This is a genomic window from Bacillus infantis (assembly GCF_008180445.1).
Lineage (GTDB): Bacteria > Bacillota > Bacilli > Bacillales > Cytobacillaceae > Bacillus_AB > Bacillus_AB infantis_B.
In genome coordinates this window covers 251303-272931 of sequence record NZ_VTER01000007.1, presented here as the reverse complement: position 1 = coordinate 272931, position 21629 = coordinate 251303, and the positions used below count along the sequence as shown (strand labels likewise).

At 42.5% G+C, this 21629-nt stretch carries 22 protein-coding genes; all 22 read right to left on the bottom strand.

Annotated features, from left to right (window positions below; genetic code table 11):
• Nucleotides 1-84: 84 nt before the first annotated feature.
• The 22 genes from FZD51_RS15410 to FZD51_RS15305 all read right to left on the bottom strand — a co-directional run bounded on the left by FZD51_RS15410 (nt 85) and on the right by FZD51_RS15305 (nt 21377).
• On the bottom strand, nt 85-1254 hold the full coding sequence (locus FZD51_RS15410) for a sensor histidine kinase (protein WP_148975589.1): 1170 nt from the start codon (nt 1252-1254) through the stop codon (nt 85-87).
• Nucleotides 1244-1951, bottom strand: a complete 708-nt coding sequence (locus FZD51_RS15405) for a response regulator transcription factor (protein WP_148975588.1) — start codon at nt 1949-1951, stop codon at nt 1244-1246. Before FZD51_RS15405 ends, FZD51_RS15410 begins: the two co-directional genes overlap by 11 nt.
• Nucleotides 1905-2507: a VanZ family protein gene (locus tag FZD51_RS15400; protein ID WP_148975587.1), complete on the bottom strand. Its 603-nt coding sequence runs from the start codon at nt 2505-2507 to the stop codon at nt 1905-1907. Before FZD51_RS15400 ends, FZD51_RS15405 begins: the two co-directional genes overlap by 47 nt.
• A gap of 216 nt (nt 2508-2723) precedes the next feature.
• A complete protein-coding gene (locus tag FZD51_RS15395) occupies nt 2724-3188 on the bottom strand; it encodes an NUDIX hydrolase (protein ID WP_187445780.1) in 465 nt (154 codons plus the stop codon).
• Between the two features lie 99 nt (nt 3189-3287).
• Nucleotides 3288-4877 carry a malate:quinone oxidoreductase gene (locus FZD51_RS15390; protein WP_148975585.1) on the bottom strand — a complete coding sequence of 530 codons (1590 nt, stop codon included), beginning with the start codon at nt 4875-4877 and terminating at the stop codon, nt 3288-3290.
• A gap of 299 nt (nt 4878-5176) precedes the next feature.
• Nucleotides 5177-5617 carry a cell wall hydrolase gene (locus FZD51_RS15385; RefSeq protein WP_148975584.1) on the bottom strand — a complete coding sequence of 147 codons (441 nt, stop codon included), beginning with the start codon at nt 5615-5617 and terminating at the stop codon, nt 5177-5179.
• A gap of 131 nt (nt 5618-5748) precedes the next feature.
• The gene (locus FZD51_RS15380; RefSeq protein WP_148975583.1) at nt 5749-6852 is read right to left on the bottom strand and encodes a 5-methyltetrahydropteroyltriglutamate--homocysteine S-methyltransferase; all 1104 of its coding nucleotides are present in this window, start codon (nt 6850-6852) and stop codon (nt 5749-5751) included.
• A 146-nt stretch (nt 6853-6998) separates the two neighbouring features.
• Nucleotides 6999-7916 (bottom strand): LysR family transcriptional regulator, encoded by a 918-nt coding sequence (locus FZD51_RS15375; protein ID WP_148975582.1) that lies wholly within the window; start codon nt 7914-7916, stop codon nt 6999-7001.
• Between the two features lie 211 nt (nt 7917-8127).
• Nucleotides 8128-9456 carry a 6-phospho-beta-glucosidase gene (locus FZD51_RS15370; RefSeq protein WP_148975581.1) on the bottom strand — a complete coding sequence of 443 codons (1329 nt, stop codon included), beginning with the start codon at nt 9454-9456 and terminating at the stop codon, nt 8128-8130.
• Entirely contained in the window at nt 9453-9782 is a 330-nt protein-coding gene (locus tag FZD51_RS15365; RefSeq protein ID WP_148975580.1) for a PTS sugar transporter subunit IIA, read from the bottom strand. Before FZD51_RS15365 ends, FZD51_RS15370 begins: the two co-directional genes overlap by 4 nt.
• An 82-nt stretch (nt 9783-9864) precedes the next feature.
• Entirely contained in the window at nt 9865-10179 is a 315-nt protein-coding gene (locus FZD51_RS15360) for a PTS sugar transporter subunit IIB (RefSeq protein WP_022543756.1), read from the bottom strand.
• A 132-nt stretch (nt 10180-10311) separates the two neighbouring features.
• Nucleotides 10312-11055 carry a chitin disaccharide deacetylase gene (gene chbG, locus FZD51_RS15355; RefSeq protein ID WP_129612341.1) on the bottom strand — a complete coding sequence of 248 codons (744 nt, stop codon included), beginning with the start codon at nt 11053-11055 and terminating at the stop codon, nt 10312-10314.
• Between the two features lie 12 nt (nt 11056-11067).
• Nucleotides 11068-12417: a PTS cellobiose transporter subunit IIC gene (gene celB / locus FZD51_RS15350; protein ID WP_148975579.1), complete on the bottom strand. Its 1350-nt coding sequence runs from the start codon at nt 12415-12417 to the stop codon at nt 11068-11070.
• A 14-nt stretch (nt 12418-12431) separates the two neighbouring features.
• The gene (locus tag FZD51_RS15345) at nt 12432-12737 is read right to left on the bottom strand and encodes a PTS sugar transporter subunit IIB (protein ID WP_022543755.1); all 306 of its coding nucleotides are present in this window, start codon (nt 12735-12737) and stop codon (nt 12432-12434) included.
• A 240-nt stretch (nt 12738-12977) separates the two neighbouring features.
• Complete coding sequence (locus FZD51_RS15340) at nt 12978-14918, bottom strand: BglG family transcription antiterminator (protein ID WP_148975578.1); 1941 nt, start codon at nt 14916-14918, stop codon at nt 12978-12980.
• Nucleotides 14919-15224: 306 nt separating this feature from the next.
• Nucleotides 15225-15503, bottom strand: coding sequence for a hypothetical protein (locus tag FZD51_RS15335; RefSeq protein WP_148975577.1), 279 nt, complete (start codon nt 15501-15503; stop codon nt 15225-15227).
• A gap of 96 nt (nt 15504-15599) precedes the next feature.
• Entirely contained in the window at nt 15600-16340 is a 741-nt protein-coding gene (locus FZD51_RS15330; RefSeq protein WP_148975576.1) for a GntR family transcriptional regulator, read from the bottom strand.
• Nucleotides 16341-16405: 65 nt separating this feature from the next.
• On the bottom strand, nt 16406-17227 hold the full coding sequence (locus tag FZD51_RS15325; RefSeq protein WP_148975575.1) for a PfkB family carbohydrate kinase: 822 nt from the start codon (nt 17225-17227) through the stop codon (nt 16406-16408).
• Nucleotides 17227-18117, bottom strand: a complete 891-nt coding sequence (locus FZD51_RS15320) for a carbohydrate ABC transporter permease (RefSeq protein ID WP_148975574.1) — start codon at nt 18115-18117, stop codon at nt 17227-17229. The genes FZD51_RS15325 and FZD51_RS15320 overlap by 1 nt, the downstream gene beginning before the upstream one ends.
• Nucleotides 18117-19001 (bottom strand): carbohydrate ABC transporter permease, encoded by an 885-nt coding sequence (locus FZD51_RS15315; protein ID WP_148975573.1) that lies wholly within the window; start codon nt 18999-19001, stop codon nt 18117-18119. Before FZD51_RS15315 ends, FZD51_RS15320 begins: the two co-directional genes overlap by 1 nt.
• A gap of 64 nt (nt 19002-19065) precedes the next feature.
• Entirely contained in the window at nt 19066-20346 is a 1281-nt protein-coding gene (locus FZD51_RS15310; RefSeq protein WP_148975572.1) for an ABC transporter substrate-binding protein, read from the bottom strand.
• A 56-nt stretch (nt 20347-20402) separates the two neighbouring features.
• Nucleotides 20403-21377, bottom strand: a complete 975-nt coding sequence (locus FZD51_RS15305) for an SIS domain-containing protein (protein WP_148975571.1) — start codon at nt 21375-21377, stop codon at nt 20403-20405.
• Nucleotides 21378-21629 lie beyond the last annotated feature (252 nt).

Below are 21629 nucleotides of genomic sequence, written 5' to 3'. Positions count from 1 at the left end.
CAATATGATATTTTCTAGCGACAAAAGAAGACCAAATCATAAGCGATTTGGTCTTTTAGTTAATAAGCCACTCAAATCTTCTCCCTAAACCCGACTGCTTATACTGGCTTGAATCCGAAATTTATTAAGTACTTTGCCTTCATCATTATATCCTCTTGGCAGTCTGATGATAAAAGCTGTTCTTCCCGGGCTGCTTGCTGCTTCAATAGTTCCTCCATGCAGCTCAATGATGCTCTTTGCTATCGCCAGTCCGAGACCAGACCCTCCAGTAAAATGCGAACGGGATTTTTCGACCCGGAAAAACCGTTCAAAAATATGAGGAAGGTCATTCGCTGGGATGGCAGTTCCGTAATTGACAACCTGTATTTCGACAATATTGCCTGTGCCTCCAAATATGATATCCAGATACTTTCCTTCTCTGCCATACCGGACAGCGTTTTGGATCAGGTTCTCAAAGACCCGGATCAGCTTCCCTCCGTCCCCGGGAACAATAGGGGGTTCATCTCCTTCCAGGAACTGCCGCCATTCCATCCCCGCGTCCTCCAGCTGCACACGGGATTGAACCGCAAGCTGATTCATCAATTCCTCCAAATCGATCGGATGCTTTTCAAAGAGTGCCTGCTGGTTCTGCATGTATGTGTATTCGAAAATGTCGTCTATCAAGGAATGCAAACCTGCTGTCTTATCAGTGATGACCTGGATATAATGGCGCAGCTCCACCTCATCCTGATAGCGATCTTCATTGATCAAATTTAAATAGCCGATGATGGAAGTGAGCGGAGACCGCAAATCATGTGCCACATTTGTCACCAGCTCATTTTTCAGCTGCTCTGCTTTTCTTACTTCGCCAATAGCCTGCTCCGACTTAGTGAAGATCTCCTGAATCCCTTCAGCCAGCCTGCTGAATTCTCCATTGCCGGATAATACAGCTGGGCCCTCTTCAAAAGCCAGCTGATGCACCTCTTCTGTCAGCTTTTTCACATAAAAGCTGAGGTACCTTTTTCTTTCGTACAGGTAAAAAAGCAGCAGGAACCCTGTCATAAGGATTGCATAAAAAACGAGAAGCACTAATGACCTTCCGTAAGATAAAAGGAACAGGAGGCTTTCAGCAAATCTCGAATTGTCCTCTATATACCAGACAGCCGGCAATAGGAGGGCGGCAACAGCAAGTGCAAGAAAGAAAGAGAGGATGATATACATTGCAATCTTCCATTTTGGAATGAACCTGAGGATATGCTTAAGATTATCTTTCAATTTTATACCCCACTCCCCATACCGTGTGAATGATTTTTTCGCCTGGTAAAGCTGCTTCAAGCTTTTCGCGCAGATTGCTTATATGGACCATAACTGTCTTATTGGACCCTTCACCTGGTTCATTCCAAACACTTTCAAATATTTCTTCAGATGAAAAAACACGGCCCTGGTTTCTTGCCAGCAGATAAAGGATCTCAAACTCAATGGAAGTTAGCTTTATGCTATTCCCTTCGGCCAGCACATGATGCTTTTGTTTATCGATTGCAAGCGGGCCGATTTGCAGAACAGCATCTCCCTTTTCTGGCTGGGAGTAGTTTGCTCTCCTGAGAAGAGCCTTCACTCTTGCTGTGAGCTCCAGCGGATTAAATGGCTTGCTCATATAGTCATCGGCACCAGTCATCAGACCCACGATTTTGTCCATATCCTCTACCTTTGCACTCACCATCAGAATAGGCACCTGGCTGTTCTTCCTCACCTGCGTGCAAAAAGACAGCCCGTCCATCTCAGGCATCATAATATCCAGAATGATCAAATCCGGCTGGCTTTTGCCGAAGCTGTTCAATGCCTCAACCCCATTGCCAGCTTTACTGATCTCATAGCCTTCATTCTTTAAATACACCTCAATCAGCTCTGCAATATGCTGATCATCATCAACAATCAATATTCTCGTCAATGACTGACTCTCCCTTCTTTTCATGCAGCTGAAACTGCTTCAGCAGACCGCCAATAAGCTTCATTTTAAACAAGCTTTTCACTATGAAAAATCCAATTATAGCTCCTGCTGTATTTGCCAGCAGATCATTCACATCCGTACTTCTGCCGCTCCCAAGCGTAACCCTGATCAGCAGCTGAACCATTTCAAAAGCTAGACTCAATGCAAAACCAAGCTTTGCAGCATCTTTAAAGGAAGCTATTCTCCTGTTCAGGAACGGAAGGTACATCCCGAATGGCACAAGCATAAGCACATTCAGCATAAAAGTCGTGATATCAATTGTCAGGACTGGAATGAAGTTCACAGCCTGATACCATTTTGTCTGATTCGCATACTTTCCTATATTCACTTCTATCGGGAAAAACACAAGATGGATCACGCAAAGCAAGTATATTCCAAATGACAATAAAACAGCGTATTGAGCTAAGGTCAACTTCCTTTCTTGACGCTTTCCCCAGACCGCCAGGACCAGAAGCCCCATGAATAAGAGCGGACCCAGCAGATACCATGATTCAATAGTGAACATAATCGATTTTTCCATTATCTTTCCTCCTAATCATTCTCTTAACAAAACTCAGTATAGGAGGAAATGTTAAAGAAATTTTAAAGAAGAAATTAAGGATGACTAAATTATTCTGGATTTAATGGTTCTGTCTGCGGATTGCTTGCATAATAGAAAAGCCCCGCAATTTTGCAGGGTCTTCAAATTTCAGATACTCCTTCAGTTGGATGCCTGTATACAGATTACTCTTTCATTTTAATCCAGTACAGGCGTCTTCTTCCCCTCCGCCCAATCTTGAATAAACTCCTTCTGCCTTGGATTTAAATTGCCTGGCAGGCCGTTCTTCTCAAAATACCGATGCTCCCTGCTTTCGTCTCCCGTTTGCTTTAAGGTCCCGCTGAAAGAGCTGGTTTTGAATATAATCTGGACACTGAATACCCTGTCTTTATTGGGATATTCAACAAAGCATTTCTCCCCTGAGTAAATCCCGAACAGCTCAAGCCTCTGAACTTCCAGCCCTGTTTCTTCAAGAGTTTCTCTTTTAGCCGTCTGCTCAAACGTTTCGCCCAGCTCCATCACTCCACCGGGTATGCACCAATTATCCTCGTCTGTACGGTGCTGAAGGAGGATTTTCCCCTCGTTCTCAATGATGATGCCGCAGCCGACAGTGAACAGCGTTTCATGCCCAATCATTTTTCGCATTGTTCTTATATAATCCATTTTCCCTCCCACTTTCCTTCTCATTTAAATAGAAAAAGAACCTCTAATCTAATCATGATTAAAGGCTCAGGTTGTTTATGGTGTTAACATAATATTTTTCTAGGAAACCAATTCTTTTTTCATCAAGCCAAGCGTCTCGGCTGTCGAAGTCTGGATTTCATGGAAAAGTGCTGGATTGCTGGCCAGCGACAAACCGAATGACGGAATCATTTCTTTGATTTTCGGCTGCCATTTCTGCATATGCTCAGGGAAGCATTTCTCAAGCACTTCGAGCATGACCTGTACGGCAGTTGATGCACCTGGAGATGCTCCGAGCAATGCGGCAACAGAACCATCTGACGCACTCACAACCTCTGTCCCAAATTGCAGCGTTCCTTTGCCGCCCGCTTCTGTGTCCTTGATGACCTGCACGCGCTGGCCGGCTACGACTGTATCCCAATCACCGCTTTGTGCGTTCGGGATGAACTCGCGCAGCTCCTGAATCCGCTTTTCATGCGACAGCAGCACCTGCTCGATCAAATACTTGGTCAAAGGGAATTCCTTCATACCCGCTGCCAGCATGGTAAAGACATTATTCGGTTTAACAGAACCGATCAGATCGAAATTAGAGCCTGTTTTCAGGAACTTAGGCGAGAATCCGGCAAAAGGACCGAACAGCAGCGACTTCTTGTTATCGATATACCTTGTATCAAGATGCGGAACCGACATCGGCGGCGCTCCGACCTTTGCTTTCCCGTATACCTTGGCATGGTGCCTGGCAATGACCTCCGGATTATTGCAGACAAGGAAAAGTCCGCTGACAGGGAAGCCGCCGATACGCTTTGACTCAGGGATCCCGGTTTTCTGCAGCAGCGGCAGACTGCCGCCCCCGCCACCGATGAACACGAACTTGGCAGTATGGTGTTCCACAGCACCGCTCTCAAGATTCTTTACCTTCACGTCCCACAAGCCCTGGCTGTTGCGCTTGATATCCTTTACCGTATGCTTGTAATTCATTTCTACATTTTGCTTTTCTAAATAGTCGAACAGCATCCTTGTCAAAGCACCGAAGTTCACATCAGTACCGGAATCAATTTTCGTAGCGGCGATCGGTTCGGTTGATTTCCGGTCTTCCATGATAAGAGGGATCCATTCCTTCAATTTCCTTGGATCACTTGAGAATTCCATGCCCTGAAACAGCGGCACACCTGAAAGCGCTTTAAATCGCTTTTGAAGGAATTCTACATTTTTTTCACCTTCCACAAGGCTCATATGCGGTATAGGCATGATGAATTCCTGCGGATTGCGGATAAGGTCCTTTTTGACTAAATAAGACCAAAACTGGCGCGACAGCTGGAATTGTTCGTTTATATTAATCGCTTTCTTTATATCAATAGAGCCATCCGGCTTCTCTGGCGTATAATTCAGCTCGCACAAGGCTGCATGGCCTGTACCTGCATTATTCCACTCGTTTGAGCTCTCTTCGCCTGCACCTGCAAGCTTCTCAAAAACCTTGATCTCCCACTCAGGAGCCAGCTCCTTCAGAAAAGAACCCAATGTTGCGCTCATGATCCCGGCACCAATTAAGATAACGTCTGTTGCTTTCTGTACGCTGCTCATAATACGTTCTTTGCCTCCTATATGTGAAAAAAGATTGTGCGCTATTTCACCTAGAAATTCACTCTTCCGTTTCAAATAAAACCCTTTCATATTCTATTATAATGATTTATTGGGTAATTTATCTACTATTATCTGATAATTATATATTATTTTTCGTTAGGAAAAAAGTGCAAAGGTTCACTTTATACTGGAAAAATCAAAAATTCTGTACTTTTATCATTATATCAGGATTGGAATTTATTAAACATTATATTCCTATATTAAAATAAAAAGTAAGCGTTCACAAGTCCAGTATATCAAGGCTAATGTTTTTTTTCAAAAACTGGCATTTTAACATTCACCCTATCTGCTGCCGTGAAAATAAAAAAGCCTACTCAAAGAGAGTAAGCTTACCCGGAATAAACAGCCTCACAAGTCCCTGCCTTCGGTTCATAATAACAATGATTCTTGAACTGGCCGGCAAATGGCTGATCATACCAAGTGGGAGGACAAGGGGCATACGGATTAAAATACCAGAGAGCATACTTCCCCGGATGCTGTCTCCAATAATCAAGGTTCTGCTTGGCTAATCTTCTCTCAGCTTCCCTTGCCCTTTGATAAAACACATTCCCCTTTTGGACGGCTTCAAAAGAATAATTTCCGCCCTGCACCTGATAAATGACATCCCGTACGGATCTCAATTCCTTAAAATCCAAACAATTGGCTAAAAGACGGTTCACAATTACATTTCCCACATACAGCATCCCTTGCTTGCCTTCCCCTTCAGCCTCTGCCCGCATCATCCTGGCCATCAGGTCCACGTCAGCACTTCGGTAATTCACTCGTGGCATATATCTCACCTCCATGACAGTGTATGATGGGAAGGCCTGTTTGAATGTTAGTGTTTGTGGAATGGGGATGTCCTTTTTATAATCGGTACGAAAAAAAGCGGACAGCCGCCAAGAGCTGTCCGCTAAATATTTTATCCCCAAATCTCCTTAGAAATATCTACAATATACTTCAGCTTTGCCCACTGCTCTTCCTCTGTCAGGATATTGCCGTGATGGGTAGAAGCGAATCCGCATTGCGGGCTGATGCATAATTGCTCCAGCGGCAGGTATTTTGTGGCTTCTTCTACACGTGCTTTAATGTTCTCCTTGTCTTCCAAAGTGCCATGCTTGGACGTGAATACACCCAGCACCACCAACGGGCCGCCATTTGGAACGAACTCCAGAGGACCGAAATCGCCGGAACGGTCATCATCATATTCCAGGAAGAATCCGTTCACCTTCTCTTTTGCAAACAATACAGGCGCAATCTTGGCATAGCTGCCTTCGAATGCCCACTTCGAACGGTAGTTCCCGCGGCACAGGTGAGTGGTTACAGTCAGATCCTCCGGTTTATCCTCCAGCACACCGTTCACAACTCTTAATGCCAGGCTGATTAATTCCTCACGTGAATAGCCGCTGTCATTGAAAGGAATCTCCGGTGCATTCAGGCCGGCGATGTACACATCATCAAATTGAAGGTAGCGGCAGCCTGCATCATAGAATGCTTTTATTGCATCCTTGTAAGTCTGGATAATATCGTTCGCATATTCTTCAACATCCGGATAGATGTCGAGGTTGCGGATGCCAGCGTTAAACAATTGGTTAGGGCTTGGGATGGTCTGCTTTGCAACCGCTCGGTCACCGACAATTTCTTTAAATTCAAGAAAGTCTTTAATATGCGGATGCTCTTGGTTAAACGAAATTTTTCCTGTGACCCTCACATCATACCTTTCCGTTTCTTCTCCTTTGAAGGCAAAGCCATGATCCGGCACATAGCCCTCTACCCCATTAAGATGCTCAAGGAAATCTGTATGCCAGAATCTGCGGCGGAATTCCCCGTCGGTGACAGCCTGAAGGCCGACCTCAATTTGCTTGTCCACAATCTTTTTAATTTCTTCTGTTTCGATCGCGTGCAGCTCCTGGGCTGTAATCGTGCCTTCCTGGAACTCCTTCCTGCTCTTATGAATCCGCTCCGGGCGCAATAAGCTTCCTACATGATCTGCTCTGAATGGAGCTTTAACAAGTGTTTTAGTCATAGTGAACTCCCTCTCCCCAAATTTCCAAAGCTCTTATCTTAAAAAAAGCTGCCCTGGAACTTGGCTTGTTTTAATTAAAGTAAGTGTAGCACAGGGAAATTCTTATAACGTAACACAATGTCGCTATGCCTTGTTATAGCTTAAAGCTATAACCCGCCAAGCTCTTCTTTTATGCTTTCTTTTAAATATTGGATATAGATATTAGCAAGCGGGCTGTTGGTCACATTTTTATGCGTGATATAACCCACATTAATCTTCTCATCCACCTTTAAGGGAATGGCTATAATATCCTTGCTGTTTAATTTATGGCTGATGACTCCTGTAGAAATGGTATAGCCATCCAACCCAATCAGCAGGTTAAACAGAGTGGCCCGATCCGTCACCCGGATATTCTTCGGCCTTGACAGCGTACTGAGAATCTCCTCGGAAAAATAGAAAGAATTATAGTCTCCCTGCTCATATGAGAGATAGGGATAAGGATCCAAATCAGATAAAGTGACATAATCCCTTTCAGCAAGCGGATTTGTGGAGCTGATAAAGATATGGGGATCTGCCTCAAACAGCTCATGAAACTTCAGGCTTCCATCCCTCAAAAACTTATAAATCACATTTCTATTGAATTCATTCACATACAAAATCCCGATCTCACTGCGCAGATTCTTCACATCATCAATGATTTCATAGGTCTTCGTTTCCCGCAGGCTGAATTCATATTCCTCCGGATCATATTCTTTTAACAGGCGCACAAACGCACTGACCGCAAAGGCATAGTGCTGGGCAGAAACAGAAAAATGCTGCTGCGGAGACCGTGCATTCGTATAACGATTTTCAAGAAGCTCTGCCTGCTCCACCACCTGCCTGGCATAGCCAAGAAACTCTGATCCTTCTGGAGTGATGACAATCCCCTTATTTGACCGCGAAAAAATCGTGATCCCCACTTCCTCCTCCAGCTCTTTCAGTGCATTCGAAAGACTGGGCTGGCTGATAAACAGCCTTTGTGCTGCTTTGTTGATCGAACGGCTTCTGGCTACTTCGATTACGTATTTTAGTTGTTGTAGGGTCATGGTTACTTCCTTTAAAAAGAGTTATTTTTGCTTTAAAGCTTCTAAATAATGTGTTGAGTATCATACTCTATTATGTCTAGCTGGTATTTCAAAAGATTATAAGGCATTCTGCAGGATTAATCCATATACACCTGAAGAGCTTATACATTTCTGGTCTATGAAGCACACAGAAAGAAAGAATCCAGCCCTGTCAGCCGGATTCTTATGTATTCTATGCCTCTACCTTATTAAAAAACTGCGGCAAATGCTCTTTATGGGCTTCAAGCATTTCGTCGACAATCTGTCTTGCAAGTTTATCAGATGCCACTAAAGGATTGATTGTCAGTGCAAGGACAGCTTTGTCATAATCTCCCGTAACAGCAGCCTCTGCAGCAATTCGTTCAAAAGATTTAATCTGCTGGACCAATCCGCGGACCGGCACAGGGAGGTCACCCATGACAATAGGTCTAGGGCCGTCCTTTGTAATAATACAGCTTACCTCGACTGCTGAATCATCCGGAATGCTCGCTATCGCTCCGTTATTCACAGTATTCACAGGCTGGATATCGCGTTTATCATTGTACATAGATGAAATCAAACGGACAGCTGCATCAGAATAGTATGCGCCTCCGCGTTTCTCAAGCTGCGGCGGCTTAATGTCCAGGTTGGGATTCTTATAAAGCTCAAAAAGCTCATTTTCGAGTTTTTGAACCACTTCTGCGCGAGTACCTTCCATTTCTGAATTTTTCAAGTCCTTTTCAACCATTTCTCTCGTTTTATAATAATACAAATGGTACGGGCATGGAAGAACGTTTAAGGCTTTGAGAAAAGATGGTTCCCATCCAATTCCCTGAACATTCTTTACAAAGCTGCTATTCTGCGGATCAGTGAGAAGGTCTATTACTTTTCCTTTTACACTCTCCCCATCCAGGTATACATCAAGGCCATATACCATGTGATTCAATCCGGCAAAATCGATCCGGATACGGGAATGTTCTACATCAAGCAGTTTAGCAATTCCCATTTCCATTCCTATAGGTACATTGCAGAGGCCAACTACCTTTTTGATATTAGAATAGCGGAGCACCGCTTCCGTTACCATTCCAGCAGGATTTGTAAAGTTAATCAGCCAGGCATCAGGACACAATTCCTCCATATCTCTGCAAATATCCAAAATAACCGGTATAGTCCGCAAGCCCTTGAATAATCCACCAGGACCGTTTGTTTCTTGTCCCAGCACCCCATATTTTAAAGGGATTCTCTCATCCTTTGCCCGTGCATCCAATAAACCTACCCGAAATTGAGTCGTTACAAAATTGGCATCCTTCAAAGCTTGTTTACGATCAAGAGTCAGGTGAACCTCGATTGGGAGGCCTGCCTTCTGAACCATCCGTTTAGCGAGGTTCCCTACGATCTCAAGCTTTTCTTTCCCGGCTTCCACATCAACCAGCCAAAGTTCACTGACTGGCAGCTCATGATATCTCTTAATAAAGCCTTCAACTAACTCAGGGGTATAACTTGACCCCCCGCCAATGGTAGCGATTTTTAATCCTTTTTTCATGCATTCACACCTCCGGATAGATTTACGTGCTCATACAAGTCTACAAATTCGCCTGCCATGTCTTTTATTGTAATCGCATTCATAAGATGGTCCTGAGCATGCACCATTAACAAAGTAATCTCTGTACTTTCTCCTCTCACTTCCCTTTGGATCAGAGACGTTTGGATGAGATGCGCGCTATTCAGCTCATTAGCAGCTTCCTCAATTTTTTTTCTTGCCCCAGCTATATCCCCGCTCTTTGCAGCAGCAATCGCTTCCATGGCAGAGCTTTTCCCATTGCCGCCATGAAGGATGATCTGAAAGATTGTCTCTTCGATGCTAGCCATAAAGAAAACATCCCTTCCTTCTATGATTTATTTATAAAAGACATGTTCTACCTATTTCATGTGCAAGAAGGGACCTATGAAGCTATCCCTTTTGACCGTTGATCAGATCAATAGCTGCCTTTAAGACTTCCGGTCCATTGCACATTCCATAATGAACAGGATTGATAGAATCTACTGGTATATTTTTTTCCTCGCACAGCTTTTTCATTTGAGGCATTAAATAGCGCACCTGCGGACCAAGGAGCAATACATCTGCATTGTCGATATGCCGTTTAACTGCATCAGCCCCTTCCGCCCAAATCTTAGCCTCAATGCCCTGGCTTTTAGCTGCTGTTTCCATTTTAGTCACCAATAAGCTTGTAGACATTCCTGCTGCGCAGCATAGCAAAATATTCATCCTCTTATTCCTCCCTGATTTGTTTATCTTGCAAAAAATGTCCTCCATAAAATTCATTAATTCTTTTTTTATCACTGGAATTCATCTAAACAGGTTCCGGACCATGCCAGTCCAGGAACCTGTTCATCCCTTTCAAACCACGGACTTAATAGAAACCTCCCTAAAGGTTATAAGGTCTATGCCCCTGTCAGTAATGGCTTTTTGAACAGCAGGGTCGGTTAATATGGTTAGTTCCCTGACACGCTGCAAAGCATATGAACTGCCAGCATAGACCTGTTCATCAACAAAAGCAGGATGTGTCATTAACTCTGCAGTTTCATAAGGACGTGCTTTATCAAGCAGTTCGAGCAAATACTCTGTCGTCAGCTGATCTCCATAAAATTCATGATTAAAATATTGGACAGGCTGCAATGGGTTTGGATCTGAACTTACTTTTCTAATAGGCAATTGATTTTCCCTGGCTATTTTTTCTACAGCGGGATAAACATTTGGAAGTGAATGCACATGATGATGGCTGTCGATATGAGTGGGTATTATGCCAAAAGAAATGAACTTTTCAAATTGGCTCCTTAATTCAAGTTCAATTTCCTCTGGAATTCCATCCTCCTCTATTGCCGATATCCTGTTAAATTCTCCTTGGCTATTTACAAGCGAGGCCGCTTCATTGCTTACCGGCCTTCCGCAGGTCAACACGAAATGGATTCCCACTCCAAGGCCAGGGTTATTCTTCGCCAGGCCGGCAGCATGTTCTGCTCCAGGCATATTTGCCATTAATGTGGTTGAGGTAACCACACCATTTTGAAAGGCTTCAATGATTCCCAGATTAACTCCTTTTGAATAGCCGAAATCATCGGCATTGATGATTAACTTAGTCATTACTTCAGCTCCTTACATGCTTGCAACTTTTTTATTGGCATCGACTGGAGGCTGAAAACCGCCTTCTTCAACGAGCTTTTGTTTATCCCAGATGCGGAAGAAAGGATAATAGATGGTAAAAGCTAAGGCAAAGTTTATTAATTGCAGGACAGCACCTGACATTTTTCCTCCTGCTGCCAAATATCCCCCGATAATCGGAGGCATTGTCCATGGAACCGCAATTCCTGCCGGTTTTGCGACCAGCCCTGTACTCATGCCAATATAGGTGGTTAAGACCATTACAAGCGGTGTAAGTACAAACGGAACGATCAAAATAGGGTTCATCACTATTGGCATTCCAAATACGACAGGTTCGTTAATATTGAATAGTCCCGGCCCGATAGCTAGACGGCCTAATTGCTTCATTTGCTTGCTTCGTGCCCTCAAAATCATCGCAAGCACCAATGCTAACGTTGCGCCGCTTCCTCCTATATATACAAAGATATCGAAAAATTGCTGTGTGAATATATTCGGCAAAGTTTCGCCCCCCTGGAACGCAAGGCGGTTGGCATCCATTGCTGAGAGCCAAATTGGCCCCATTACTCCTCCAACAATGGAAGCTCCATGTAATCCACAGGACCATAACAGCTGTACAAGAAATACTGCAACCAGGCTGCCGATCAAGCTTCCGCCCAGAATGCCAAGTGGTTTTCCGAGGACTTCGCCAATGATATTATGCAAGCTCTGAAAGTCTGTTTGCTCTACAAGAAGCCTAAGAACCCAAATCAAGGCTATAACAATAAAACCAGGTATAAGTGCAACGAATGATTTGCTGACAGCAGGCGGTACGCCATCAGGCATTTTAATAATGATATTTTTTTGGATGATAAATCGGTATATTTCCGTTGAGAGCATGGCAATAAGCATCGCTACAAAAAGTCCCTTGCTTCCCATTAAAGCGGCCGGGATCGCTCCTCCTACAAGTACTGCTTCTGATGCTCCGTCTGGCGTAAAGGAGACCTGGTACGGTGTTGCCAAAAGAAATGCCGCAACAGAAATTGCACCTGCAGACAGCGCATCCACTCCATATTTTTCAGCAAGGCGGTAAGCTATGCCAAAGGCGGCAATCAAGGCCATAATATCGAAGGTCGCACCCACTGGATACATCAGCTTTGTCAGCCATTGATCACCGAATGTATTTGCCATGAAGTCGTCATAGCCGGGAATAGGCAAGAAACCAAGAATCAGAAATAATGAACCGACAATAATCAGCGGCATCGTCAGGATAATTCCATCACGGAGTGCCTGAAGATGGCGCTGGCCCGCTACCCTGCCTGCCACAGGCATCACCTTATTTTCAAGGAAATCATTCATTTTGCTCATTAAACTCACTCCCCCTATTTATTTACTAATTTTTCTGCAAAGCTTAATACTTCGGTCCCATTGCATGTGCCATAGTGAACGATATTAATTACGTCAACCGGGATCTTTTTTTCTTCACCCAGCTTCTTCAATTGAGGAAGCATAAAACGCACTTGAGGGCCTAGAAGCAGCACATCCGCCCTGTCAATATGATGGTGTACCGCATCACTTGAAACAGCCCAAATTGTATATTCTTTATCTTGTTCTCTTGCACTTTTCTCCATCTTTGTAACTAACAGACTTGTAGACATCCCGGCTGAACAGCACAGCAATATGTTCACTTTATCACCCCTCTTTTAAGTGGAATCTCCTTGCTCGTACCTTAATACTAAATTGAAAACGCTTCCATTAACACATACACTTTTTCCGTTGAGCAACGGAAATTTTTTATTAGACAATTCTGACTAATCAAAATTCCCTTCGGATAATGAAAGTTTTTTAAACTTTATCTCCTTAGTTATTTCGTTTGCTTACAAACCTAAAAAACACCATGCCAAATTGACTGGCATGGTGGAACTGCTTTATTCTTTTTTGCTCAGGAAAACAGATATAAACTCATTATAAGTTTTGCTCTTCAATAATTGGTGTACCAGCGTGCTGTCCTCAACCACTTCTATCAGGAGCTTGTACATATTGACCAAGTCTTCTTTACTGTTTTTTCTTACACATAGCAAACAAACAAATTGCACCCGCTTATTATCCCAGTCGACAGGTTTCTGAAGTGTGCATATGGCCCAGAATGTTTCATCCGTTCGCGGCATGATCGGATGAGGTATGGCAACCAGGTTTCCAAAGCAAGTTGGAGAAACTTCCTCCCTTTCCAAAACGGCAGGCAAAAAGTGTTCATCAGTCAAACCCAGACCTGTTAACTCACTTGCTAAAAACCTTAATACTTCTTCTTTTGTTTCAAATTCCTTTTGAAGAAAAACCAGCTCTTTTCTTGTATAAGCAAAAGACTGTCCGGTATGATCCTCCAATACTCTCTCAATCTTTAATAAATCAGGCCCCCCAAGTATAGTGTTTACCTGAATGACCGGGACTGGAAGTTCAGAGGCAATGGGAACTGTACTGACAATAAAATCGATCGTGTCCAGCGGGATTTCATTTATTTTATAATATTCTGTTGTCCCTGCCAGCTCCAGCCTGGAACCAAATTGGGACTCGAGCTTGTGATATAAAAGCCGGGCGCTGCCGACTCCTGAAGCACAGACAATCAGACAGCGTTTGACTGAATGGTTTGCCTTGACTCTCTCCATCGCCGCTCCAAAGTGAAGAGCCAGATAGGCGACCTCGCTTTCACCAATTTGGTATCCATATTCTTCTTTGATACAAATCCCAGCCAGAACGCCTGCCTGAAAGGCTACCGGATAATTGGATTTTATCGCATCCAGCATCGGGTTCCGGATATTCATGCCGAATCTGAACCGATTTAATGCGGGCTTAAGATGCAAACACATGCTAACAAACAATTCCTTATCATTTTTAATGCCCAGCTTTAGCTTTTGTTCAATCATACTCAGGATTTTTTTTGCCAGATTAAAGACTTCCTCATCAACAAGACTGCGTATTTCTGTTTCATTCAAATGAAAATGAGCAATCATTCTGATCCCCATTAAATGAATGGCTATATAGGCAATTTCCGACTCTGGAAACTCTACGAAAAGATGTTTATTTATTTCCTGGACTATTTCAGAAGCTACTATATACTCCTTTTGGTTTATGATTTCATGCATGTCTTTCGGGAATATCATTACATATTTTTCACATCGTATCCTGCAGCAGGCAATGGCAATATGAGTGATCAAATTATTCAGGCCCATGTCGGAAAGTGATATACCGCTTACCCTGACTTGATCAAGAATAATTTTTCGGATCAGCTGGACTTCTTCTTTTGGCAGAATGGACATGCGGCTTTCAAATAGGTCAAGGACCGTTTTTTCCCGATTGTAAATATACTGGGACATGCAAAAGCGAAGTTTAACTTCATCTCCCTTTAACTTGAGGCCATAATTCGGCCGCTTCTCAACTGTAATAGCATACTGCTGTAAAATCCTTTTGGCTTCTCTTAAATCATTTTGAATGGAAGATTTGCTAATGAATAATTCTTCAGCCAGGTCATCCAGTTTCACATATTTATCAGCAAAAAGAAGCCGCTTGATCAGAAACTGGACACGATCTTCCGGAAGGTTCGGTATATGCCCGCTTTTTAATGAATCTTCTCCTGCAACTCGAAACAGCAAATTTTGAAATTTGGCATCATCCCCAACAGTCAATTTATATCCAGTTCCGCGGACCGATTTAATTTCAGCGCCGTTTTCAGCAAGCAGCATATTTAACTCTTTTATTGAATTCCTGATTGTACGGGAAGTAACCTGTATGATATTTGCCAGGTACTCGCTTGTGATTACATCATCTGTTTCTATTAAAGCTTTTAGAATACTGCTCATTCGGGTATTCAGCATTCTAATCTTCCCCCCACCAACAGTATTTTTTATCTATTTTGTAATTCTTTAGAACAACTGTTATAAGTAAACATCTGGAAGTTATTTTCCAGGATCCAAATACTTGTCATTAAAAAAATGCTTAGTTATCTAAATTATCAGAAATATGTTAAGTTAATACCATTTTAATAGAAAAAAGATTAATTTGGGCACTTTCACAAAAAAAATTGGGGTAAATAGACCATTAACCCAACACCCGGCAAAATAAATAGGGAGCTGCTCAGAGCAGTCTCCCTATAAGTGCTATCAATCAAAAAAATTTTAGTATTATGGCAAAAATGGCGCAAAATACACCAATAAATCCTGTTGCTTATTATAAGCAAAATATGTACACGGCTGCTGCCCAATTGGTGATGGAAAAATAACTTTCCCGCAAAGTGGGCAATTGCCTTTTAGTCTAAATTGATGTTTTACTCCTACTGGGAAAGGATGGCTATCATTGCCAAGCAGGAAAACAAAATCCTTGCCATCCACTTCAAAATTGATTTCAAATCCCTTAAAACCAGATGATCTTGTGATATTGTAATTCGCTATTTCAAACTCCACTTATCTTATCCGCCCCCCCTGAAGATGTACTTATACCCATAACTTCCAGAAACGTTCGTTTCTAAGGGATTTTCAGTCTGGAAGTATAGTTATAGATCATTCAGGATTAATAATATGCTCTAACCTCAACTGTACACGTTCAGCAATCAGATAGTACTTTGAATAGTGGACAGGTAAATCCTGTTCACCATAAATCACTTTATCCACCAGGACAAGTAAATTGAAATTATTCACTTTTAAGTGTGTTTGCAATTCTTCGTCTGGATAGACAAATTCCAGGTTTTTGCGGACTCTTTTAAACTTAACTGCATACTCATCATGAATAATAGCAAAAGTAGAACTTTCGGGCGTTATTTTTTCTTCGATGCCTGGATAAAGATCAACAGGCAAATAGGCGTAATCTACGCTTAGCGCCTGGTCATTGCGGTAGACTTTTCGCACAAGTTCAATATACTCCTTATATCGGCTGTTAAAAATCCTGTCTAAATCCGGATCGCTTTTGATTTTCTGGATGGAAATGATATCTTTCGTTATCGTGTCATTTTCGGTTGTTAATCCTTCGGTAAAACCCTGCAGGTCCAATAAATGAATTTCTTTTCTTGGGGCACTTACAAAAGTGCCCTTGCCTCTGACAATTGTAAGAGTACCTTCGTCAACTAATTCCTTGATGGCGCGTCTGATAGATATGCGGCTGGCTTTGAATAAATCTCCCAATTCTTTCTCGGTGGGGATTCGATCTCCCTCTTTTAGTCCATTGCTTTTAATATAGTGCATCAGTCCGGTCATGATTTCTTCGTATAAATAAAGCTGATCTCGATTTAGATTGTCTTTTTCCATTGTCAACGCCTCAATATCTCAATTTTACAATAATTATACATGAATCCGCCCGTAAATAAAAAGAATCACATGTTTGCGGGATACCCAAATCCCCCATATTCCTGGCATGTCTTTTCAGCAGAAAGGGTTCCTTTTTCAAGAGCCTTTTCTACATTGCCGCTCTTGGCATATTCAGTCAGAAAGCCTGCAATCAAGCTGTCTCCTGCCCCCATTGTATCGACAACATTAATTTTCCTCAGTTTCTGCTTATAGATATTCTCTTGATGGACGAATACAGCCGGCTCTCCTCCCCGTGTCAGACCTATAACCTCAAAGCCAAACGATTCAAGGTCTGCAATGAAATCATTAAGTTCTGCTTCAGATAATTCTGCAGCTGAGAAAAATGCATAAGTGATAGATGGGGCTATAGATGAAATATATTCCAGGTCTTTCCGATTTGAAAAATCATACGAAACTTTAATCTCTTTAGCGATCTTAGCCAGTTCGCTTTCCATCGACGAATAGCAGCTCACATGGCAAACATCAAATTGCTTAATATAATCAATTTCCTCCGGAATCAGCTGAATTTTAAACCGGTGCTGCACAGTGTCTTTAGGTCCTCCTACAAATACCCGATCATTGTCCTCTGTGAGCGCGACTTTGGGCTGGCCTGTGATGCCGATAGCATCCCTGGAAAACTGGAAGTCGACACCCTCTTGCTGCAATGCATTTTTGATATGTTTTGCAGGCTCATCTGTAGCAAAAATCCCAATATAGCCGACACGGCTTGCACCGTTTCGCTTGGCATTTACAGCGACATTCACACAATTGCCGCCAGGAAAATATTCGTTCCGGTCCAAATAGCAGTCTACAACATTGTCACCCACAGCCATTAATTTCATCGTCATTATCCTTTCACCGAGCCTTCTGCAAGGCCTCGTACTAAATATTTTTGGAGAGCAATCAACAATAGAACCATCGGGATTGACGCAATGACCATTCCTGATAGCAGGACACCCCAATCTGTTCGCAGTGCATCCCGGAAGACCATAAGCCCTGATGGAATCGTTTTCAGCTCGCTGGAATTAATGAATACTGTTGCAAATAAGAACTCGTTCCAAGCATAGAAGGCGTTAATAATCACTGAAGTTATCACAATCGGAATAGACAGCGGCAAGTATATCCTCCAATAGATCCCAAACTCACTGCAGCCATCGATCAAGGCAGATTCTGACAGCTCTTGAGGCACGGTTATGAAGAAAGCGCGGATCAGTATGATGGTAAGGGGCAGCCGATAAGCAACATATGTCAGAATTAAAGCCCACCTTGTATCGATCAAATTAAAAAGCGATAAAATCTCAAATAATGGAATGAGAGCCACCTGCGGATTCATCATCAGTCCGCCAATGATGAATAAAAGAGCTGCATCAATCCAGCGGCTGCGGTATCTGGCCAGCACAAAGGCTGCCATGGTACCTGTCATAACAGTAAGCAGGATTGAAAAGCCGGTAACATAAGCGCTGTTCAGAAAGTAATTTTGGATTCCTTTTTCCCATGCTAATGCATAATTCTCAAAATGCCATTCGCTGGGGAGTGCCCAGACATTTGAATAAATCTCCTTATAGCTTTTAAACGAAGAGATCACCATCCAAAAAAGCGGGTAGAGGATCATGATGGCGAAAATGATTAGTCCAAGGAAAACTAAATTTCTGGAAAGCCGAGTTTTACGGGTCAGCTGCCTTCTTTTTACGGCCGGGAAAGTTAACTCATTGGTTTGAAGATTTTCTATTTTCATCATCAATCTTCCTTTCCTGTTTTAGACACTTTGATCTGGACTAAGGCAAAGATTGCCGACAGCAGAAACATGGTTGTGGCGATTGAAGAAGCATAGCCCATATTGTCTTTGAAGAATCCATTCTGATACATATGAACAGCCAAGGTCATCGAGCTGTTCCCTGGTCCCCCATTGGTCAGGATATAGGGCTCATTAAATACCAGGATGGAACCAGTAACTGTGATCAGCAGATTGACAAACATCGTTTCCTTAACTTGAGGAAGAGTAATGTGAAAAAACTGGCGTATTTTTCCTGCGCCATCTATATGGGATGCCTCATATAATTCATTAGGGATTTTTTGAATGGCTACAATGAAAAGCATTGTAATTAGACCGATACTCTGCCATTGGGACATGGCAATAACACTGTAGATCGCGGTTGTTGAATTGCCAAGCCATGGTTTTGCAAGATCACCTAGTCCAATTAACTCCAGGAAGCTGTTTAACAATCCAATTTGCGGATTATATACAAAACCAAACAGCAGGGCAATAACAGAAATGGAGATCATCACAGGGATAAAGTAGATGATCCTGAGGGCTGGAGCGACTTTGCGAAACAATTTATCTTCAAGAATACTTGCCAGGATTAAGGCAAAGAATATTTGAAAAATCACAGAAATAACTCCATATTTCACATTGTTCCATAATGCGATCCCGATTACTTCATCTTCAAATAATTGCTTTATATTACTCATGCCAACAAAGGATTTTGAATCTGAAAATACATTGAAATCGAAGAAGCTGTTATAAAAGTTCTGAATGAGTGGTATGTAGATGAAAATGCCCAGGAATAGTACAGTTGGCAAAAGAAAGAGAATTGGCGTCATAGACATTTTTCTTAATTTCATACTTATTACCCGCTTTCCCGATAATTAGAAAGCCCCGACACCCGAATGTCAGGGCCCTCCTCTGTTACTCGCTCTTTTTCGCTGCTTCTTTTTGAACCTCTTTCATAATATCTTCCGGCGATTTTTGTTTCGTAGCCAGCTCCTGGCCGCCGCGCATAAAGATGTCGGCAATCGTAATATCAACTGCATTGTCAAACCATGGTGCTGTCGATGCTGCATCTAACACAATTTGATAGGCTTCATAGCTGGTAGGACTTGTATTCTCCTCTGTTACGCCATTCTTTACAGCATTCAGCTGGCCATCAGTTTTCGTAAATTCCTGGGCTGTTTCCTCGGAAGTCAGGAATTTCAGGAACTCTACAGCTTCTTTAGGAGCATCCTTACTAAGCATCCACCCTTCAGGCGCGCCGGTCAGGGAGTCCGCACGACCTGCTCCATCCGTTACTTCCGGAAAGTTGAAAAACCCAATTTCTACATCGCCAATCTCCTGGACCAATCCTACTTCAGCAAATTGCATATACAGAATTGGCACTTCTCCAGCAGCAAACATATTTCTGGCAGCTTCATGGTCAATTGCGGTAGACACCTCTCCCATAAAACCAGTCAGCTCCTGGAATATTTCTAAACCGCGGATATATCCTTCATCTGTGTATGGTGTATCACTTTCCAGATTATAGTCTGCCTCCCGCACTTCAGGATCTACTACTCTATCAAAAATGGTACCCAAGTAGTGTGAGATAGCCCAGGCATTCGTCAGCCCTTCGACAACAGGCGTTTCATAACCCGCAGACTTTAATTGCTCTAAAACATCCACCAGTTCATCGTATGTTTTTGGAACCTTAATATTATTTTTCTCAAAGATCTCCTTATTGTAGAAGAAGGCTTTTCCATCTACCGTGAAAGGAATGCCGTATGTGCTGTCATCAAAAGTAAATCCGGCATATTGGGACTCAAGAATACTGCCGCTCCACTCTGTGTCTTCATTAATGATGTCATTCAGTTCCTTAATCCGGCCGGAACTTACCAGATTTTCAGCGAAAGAGTCTGACCAGGAAGAGAAAATATCCGGAAGGCCATCATTTGATACTAAAACCCGTACCTTTTCTTTATAAGAATCATTGAGAACAGAATCCACATTAATAGTGACGCCAGGATGCGACTCCTCAAACTCTTTGATTTTTTGATCATAGAATGATTTTCTTGGTTCATTTGGCCAGCGGTGGAAGAAATCAATAACTACATCATCGCCATTCGATTTTGAGCCTGAGTCAACAGATGAGTTACATCCTGCCATAATACCGGCCGCGATAATGCCGACTAAAAGAATGCTGAACATTTTTTTCATATGATCGCCTCATTGATATAGTTATTTTTAAAGATTTTACACCAATTCCAATAGAATTAATACTCCATCTTCCACATGTATCTTCTTACTGAAAGAGGATGTCCTTTATGTTCTGCAAGGCCATCAGCATAAAGCCTCATAACAGGACCTGTTAGGGCCGGGCCAAAGTACTCCTTCAAATCTTCATCCACTCCGCTGTAATCAAACTTAGAAGCATCTACTACTTCTACTTTCTCACTGTACTGCTTTACGAAATCCAGTGCCCGCTCATCTAATGGCCTGCTTGGTCCTTCGCCTGCTATCAAAAGGAATGGCACATCAAAGTCTGTAATTTCAAATGGGCCATGGAAATACTCTCCGGAATGAATAGCATTTGAATGGATCCACAGCATTTCCATCAGCAGGCAGCTGGTGAAAGAATAGGCATGGTGGATATAAGCCCCGCTTGCCATCGTATAGATCGTATTCTCCCTCTTATTGCGTTTGCCGAAATCAAAAGCTGCTTCTCTAAACTGCTGCTGGTTCTTCTCGATTAAATCTCCCAGATTGCTTAACTGCTCAATTCCTCTATCATACTTTTCGTCACCAGTAAAAATCTTTAACAGCTTGAAAATGAATGTGTAATATATACCGATTTCACCGTCAATGGCATCTGATCCATCTTTGTAATTGTAGTGAAGGACATATTCTGCTTCTTTGCAGAGCGGAGATTCAACATCCATAGAGATGGCGACAGTTAGAGCTCCTTTACCCCGGGCATATGTAGCTGCTTTAACTGTTTCTGGCGTAGTCCCTGAATGTGAGCGCAGGATAACCAGGCTGTTTTCATTTAGTGCTTTAGGATTTAAATGGACAAATTCATTAGAAGTATAAACAAAGCTCGGTTTCCCCGTATCTTTTGTGATGAAATAATCTCCAAAAGATAGAGATGCCATCGATCCTCCGCAGGCTACGAAAAATACATTCTGAACATTTTTGTTCTCAATGGCTTCAATGGCTAATTGGATTTGATTAGTATGTTCCTGTTTCATTACTCCCCCCTCCTTACTATTGGTTTTGATTGGCGATTTAGAAACTGATTGTGTCATACTAGCACCTCCGGTTTTTTATGATGTCCTATAACATCATATTGATAATTATAGTACGTCATATGATGTTATACGTCAACAGTATATTTGAAATTTTCTGTTTATTTTAATATGCAAATTCCGACAAGCTTTATATTATATTGGAGGATTTTTATTGATTCTGTCATTGATTGAAAAAAAGATGCCTGCCTCTTC

Bases quoted from the DNA above. Each gene is read 5' to 3' on its own strand.
- FZD51_RS15375 (WP_148975582.1), bottom strand. From the start codon at position 7,916: ATGACCCTACAACAACTAAAATACGTAATCGAAGTAGCCAGAAGCCGT.
- FZD51_RS15315 (WP_148975573.1), bottom strand. From the start codon at position 19,001: ATGAAATTAAGAAAAATGTCTATGACGCCAATTCTCTTTCTTTTGCCA.
- FZD51_RS15320 (WP_148975574.1), bottom strand. From the start codon at position 18,117: ATGATGAAAATAGAAAATCTTCAAACCAATGAGTTAACTTTCCCGGCC.
- FZD51_RS15405 (WP_148975588.1), bottom strand. From the start codon at position 1,951: ATGAAAAGAAGGGAGAGTCAGTCATTGACGAGAATATTGATTGTTGAT.
- FZD51_RS15325 (WP_148975575.1), bottom strand. From the start codon at position 17,227: ATGACGATGAAATTAATGGCTGTGGGTGACAATGTTGTAGACTGCTAT.
- FZD51_RS15330 (WP_148975576.1), bottom strand. From the start codon at position 16,340: ATGGAAAAAGACAATCTAAATCGAGATCAGCTTTATTTATACGAAGAA.
- chbG (WP_129612341.1), bottom strand. From the start codon at position 11,055: ATGACTAAGTTAATCATCAATGCCGATGATTTCGGCTATTCAAAAGGA.
- FZD51_RS15340 (WP_148975578.1), bottom strand. From the start codon at position 14,918: ATGCTGAATACCCGAATGAGCAGTATTCTAAAAGCTTTAATAGAAACA.
- FZD51_RS15390 (WP_148975585.1), bottom strand. From the start codon at position 4,877: ATGAAAGGGTTTTATTTGAAACGGAAGAGTGAATTTCTAGGTGAAATA.
- FZD51_RS15370 (WP_148975581.1), bottom strand. From the start codon at position 9,456: ATGAAAAAAGGATTAAAAATCGCTACCATTGGCGGGGGGTCAAGTTAT.
- FZD51_RS15305 (WP_148975571.1), bottom strand. From the start codon at position 21,377: ATGAAACAGGAACATACTAATCAAATCCAATTAGCCATTGAAGCCATT.
- FZD51_RS15395 (WP_187445780.1), bottom strand. From the start codon at position 3,188: ATGGATTATATAAGAACAATGCGAAAAATGATTGGGCATGAAACGCTG.
- celB (WP_148975579.1), bottom strand. From the start codon at position 12,417: ATGAGCAAAATGAATGATTTCCTTGAAAATAAGGTGATGCCTGTGGCA.
- FZD51_RS15310 (WP_148975572.1), bottom strand. From the start codon at position 20,346: ATGAAAAAAATGTTCAGCATTCTTTTAGTCGGCATTATCGCGGCCGGT.
- FZD51_RS15400 (WP_148975587.1), bottom strand. From the start codon at position 2,507: ATGGAAAAATCGATTATGTTCACTATTGAATCATGGTATCTGCTGGGT.
- FZD51_RS15385 (WP_148975584.1), bottom strand. From the start codon at position 5,617: ATGCCACGAGTGAATTACCGAAGTGCTGACGTGGACCTGATGGCCAGG.
- FZD51_RS15360 (WP_022543756.1), bottom strand. From the start codon at position 10,179: ATGAATATTTTGCTATGCTGCGCAGCAGGAATGTCTACAAGCTTATTG.
- FZD51_RS15365 (WP_148975580.1), bottom strand. From the start codon at position 9,782: ATGGCTAGCATCGAAGAGACAATCTTTCAGATCATCCTTCATGGCGGC.
- FZD51_RS15380 (WP_148975583.1), bottom strand. From the start codon at position 6,852: ATGACTAAAACACTTGTTAAAGCTCCATTCAGAGCAGATCATGTAGGA.